We start from the raw sequence: 3,596 nt of genomic DNA, 5'->3' as shown, positions 1-3,596 counted from the left end.
ACGTTCTGCACGCGGCCGAGATACACGTTGCCGACGGTCGCGACCTCCTGGATGTCGGAGACGTAGTGCTCGACGAGCACGTTGTCCTCGATCACGGAGATCTGCGTGTGACGCCCGCGCTCGCGCACGACCATGAGACGCTCGACGTTCTCGCGGCGCGCCAGGAAGTCCTGCTCCATGAGCTGCGACTGGCGGGAGCGCTCGCGGCGGTTGTCGCGGCGGCGCTGCTTCTTCGCCTCGAGTCGCGTGGATCCCTCGATGTCGGTGATCTCGTCGATGTACTGCTGCTTGCGCGAGCGGCGCGGCACGAGATCCTCGACGTCGTCGCCCGACTTGGAACGGCGACGGCGACGGCGACGGGTCACGCCCGTATCCTCGTCCTCGCCCTCGTCGCGGCGGCGACGCGACGGGGCCTCCGCCTCGTCCGCGTCCGCGGCGGGCGTCTGATCGGCGGACTGTTCGACGTCCGCCGTCTCGCGTTCGGCGTCGCGTCCGCCGCGACGGCGACGGCGACGGGAACGGGTCGGCCCCTCCGACAGGTCCTCCTCGGTGATCGGGGCATACGTGATGTCGTCGAACTCGAGGTCCTCCTCGATCTGCTCGACTTCGGCCGCCGCACGGCGTTCCTGGGCGTTGAGACGGCGGGAACGACGGGAACGGCCCGAATCGGCCGCTTCCGCGTCCGCGGGGGCGTTCTCGGCATCACGGGCCGGCTCAGCCTGCGTCGAGGCGGTCTCGACGAGCGAGGTGCGCGCGTCATCGGACGCCGCATCCTGCGAAGCGCCGCGGCGACGGCGGGAACGGCGCGACGTGCGGCCGGTCTCCTCCGGCTGATCGTCATGACCGGCGCGGTCGTCGCGCGCATCGCGTGCGTCTCGTGCGGAACGGTCCGACCGGTCCGCGACATCGACGCGGCGGGAACGGCGGGAGACGTCGCGATCGTCGTCCACGGCGTCGTCGTCCGCATGGGAACGGCCGGCCGGCGGCAGCTCGGGCAGCACCGGCTCCTGGAACAGCAGCGAGGTCATCGGCTTCGCGCCGCGCGACGCGGCGGAACGCGTACGGCCGGAGCGCGACGGACGGGCGTCGTGATCGTCGCGGTCATGGTCATCGAGGTCCAGCAGCGACTCGACGGCGTCCAGCGCGCGGTCGTCGCCGGCAGCATCCTCATCGTGGCCGTCGCGGGAGACGCGGCGACGCGAACGGCGTGGCGCATCGTCAAGCGATGCGTCGTCGAGCGGAGCCGACGAACGACGGCGGGAACGGACACGACGGGAGCCGGGCGCATCATCCTCGTCGTGCTGCGCGGCATCGACGAAATCGACGACGGAACGACGCGACGGGCCGTGCGCGGCGCGCGAAGCCGAAGCGGACACGGCGTCGGCGTCCGGGGAGACGACGAGATCGGCGACACGCGGCTCCTCGAACAGCGGCGCGGCATGCTCCTGCACGGTCAGCTCGACCGCCGCACCGGCGGCACCGGCGCCACGCACCACGCGGCGACCGCCGCGACGGCGACGGGGCGCCGGCGGCTGGGCCGCGGGCTGGGCGGGCTGATCGGACGGGCTGGAGTCCGTCGAACGGGTTGACGAATCGGATACGACGTTATCTGCGGCTTCGGCTTCGCCGAAGCCCTCATGGTTCACACTGGGCACAATGCTCCTCACGACGCGCTGCAATCGCATCGCCTATGTCTAAGCCCCATGCGGCTGTCACACCACGCTCTCACCGTGGCCGCGCATCGATTGCGCCCGCATCAAGCAACGGTCAAAAAGTCCTTGCTGCGACGGCGGACACCGGCCCCGCGGAAGAACCACGCGAGGGGATCGACGCCATCGGTTGCTGCGGCGGCTTGCAGAACCGCCACCCTTAAGTATGACACAACAATTGACATGCGGTGAACAATGGCGGAATCATGTCGATCGGGCGCGTGGCGCTCATCCGATACGATTCGTGTGATACGGCTCGCACCAGGTGACTCGCGCGACGCGGCTCACACGACGCGGCTCACACCGAGCGGGCAGTGCCAGGCGGGCAGCACATGCCACGTATTCACGTCACGCGGTTCACGCGACGAGCCATGCCTCCAAGATGTCGGCAAGCAGGGCGAGCTCGGATTCGGGCAGCTGTTCGTCGTGCTTATGGGCGAGCAGCGGGCTGCCGGCTCCGAGGTTCACGGCCGGAATGCCAAGGATCGCGAATCGCGCCACATCGGTCCATCCGAGCTTGGCCTGCGGGTCGCGGCCCGTACGCTCCTTGACGAGCCGGGCCAGCGAGGCGGCCAGCGGCGCATCCATGCCCGGACGGGCGCTCGGCGACTCGTCCTTCATCTCGATGCCGAACCCCGCGAACATGCCGCCGGTGGCGACGTGCTCGCCGTTGCCCAGCTCCGCGCCGCAGTCCGCGCCCATCATGAGCGCCTTGGCCTCGGCGATCGTCTTGTCGGGGGCGAACCGATAGTTCACGTGCACCCGACACTCGTCGGGAATCACATTCGTGCCCTTGCCGCCGGAGATCAGCGTGGCGTTCACGCCCTCGCGGTAGACGAGACCGTCCACCGGCACGTCGGCGGGCTCGTACGCGGCCAAGCGATTCAGAATCTCGGCGGCCTTGTGGATCGCGTTCTCGCCCATCCACGCGCGTGCGGAATGCGCGGCCACGCCGTGCGTGACCACGTCGAAGCGCATCGTGCCGTTGCAGCCGCCCTCGATGCCGCAGTCGGTCGGCTCGCCGATGATCGCGAAATCGCCGGTGATCCAGTCGGGGTGGGTTTCGACGACCTTGCGCAGGCCGTTCTTTTCGGCCGCAACCTCCTCGTGGTCGTAGAACACGTAGGTCAGGTCGTAGTTCGGGTCGATGCCGGCGGCCGTTTCGTCTTCCGTACCGGCCGTATCACCGGCCGCGCCGCCGTTCAACACGGCGGCCAGGTACAGCATCACCGCGTCGGACGCCTTCATGTCGGTCGCGCCACGACCCCACAGCACGCACTCCCCCGGGTGCTCGACGGCCACGTCCTCGCGGATCAGCGGATCGCCGGGCTCAAGCCAGCGCGGCGGGAAATTGTCGATCACCGGCACCGTGTCGATGTGACCGGCCAGGATCACGCGCTGAGGCTTGCCGAAGTCGGTGCTCGCCACCACCGTGTCGCCATGGCGGCGCACGGTCAGATGCGATTGTCCGCGCAGGAACCGCTCGATCTCGTCCGCGAGCGGCGTTTCGTCGTCGCTGACCGAATACGCGCCCATGATCTGTTCGAGCAGGGCCGCGAGCGCCTGTTCGCGCGTCGCCCCCGCCGGGAAGCCGAGTTCCGTCGCCGTCTGCTGTGCCAGTTCGTTCGTCATGCGCCTCATCGTAGCGGGTTTCGACCGCCGATCCCCCGCCCGTCCCAAGTTCCGGGGAAGTTCCGTCAACCATACCCAACATACGCCAGCTGTCTGCCCGGACTGGACACGGGGAAGTTCCGAGGGAACAGTTTGACGATCGAGAGGCTAAATTCGCCCTGTGTCAAGGTCAGTTCGACGATCGAGAGGCTCCCGAATCGCGCGCACAAGCTTTTACAGGCTGATTCGAGGCCTTCTCAGACGGATTACGGGACA

1 protein-coding gene and 1 pseudogene are annotated in these 3,596 nt (G+C 68.7%); both read right to left on the bottom strand.

The window, feature by feature from the left end; all coding sequences use genetic code 11:
- A pseudogene (locus JS533_RS13430) lies at positions 1-1,685 on the bottom strand (Rne/Rng family ribonuclease); the annotation flags it as partial.
- Positions 1,686-2,066: 381 nt separating this feature from the next.
- The gene (gene dapE / locus JS533_RS13425) at positions 2,067-3,341 is read right to left on the bottom strand and encodes a succinyl-diaminopimelate desuccinylase (RefSeq protein WP_241515312.1); all 1,275 of its coding nucleotides are present in this window, start codon (positions 3,339-3,341) and stop codon (positions 2,067-2,069) included.
- Positions 3,342-3,596: the final 255 nt, after the last annotated feature.

It is taken from the genome of Bifidobacterium amazonense (assembly GCF_018555435.2).
Classification (GTDB): domain Bacteria; phylum Actinomycetota; class Actinomycetes; order Actinomycetales; family Bifidobacteriaceae; genus Bifidobacterium; species Bifidobacterium amazonense.
Note: the sequence above shows the minus strand (reverse complement) of the source record. Positions and strands in the feature narration are given on the sequence as shown.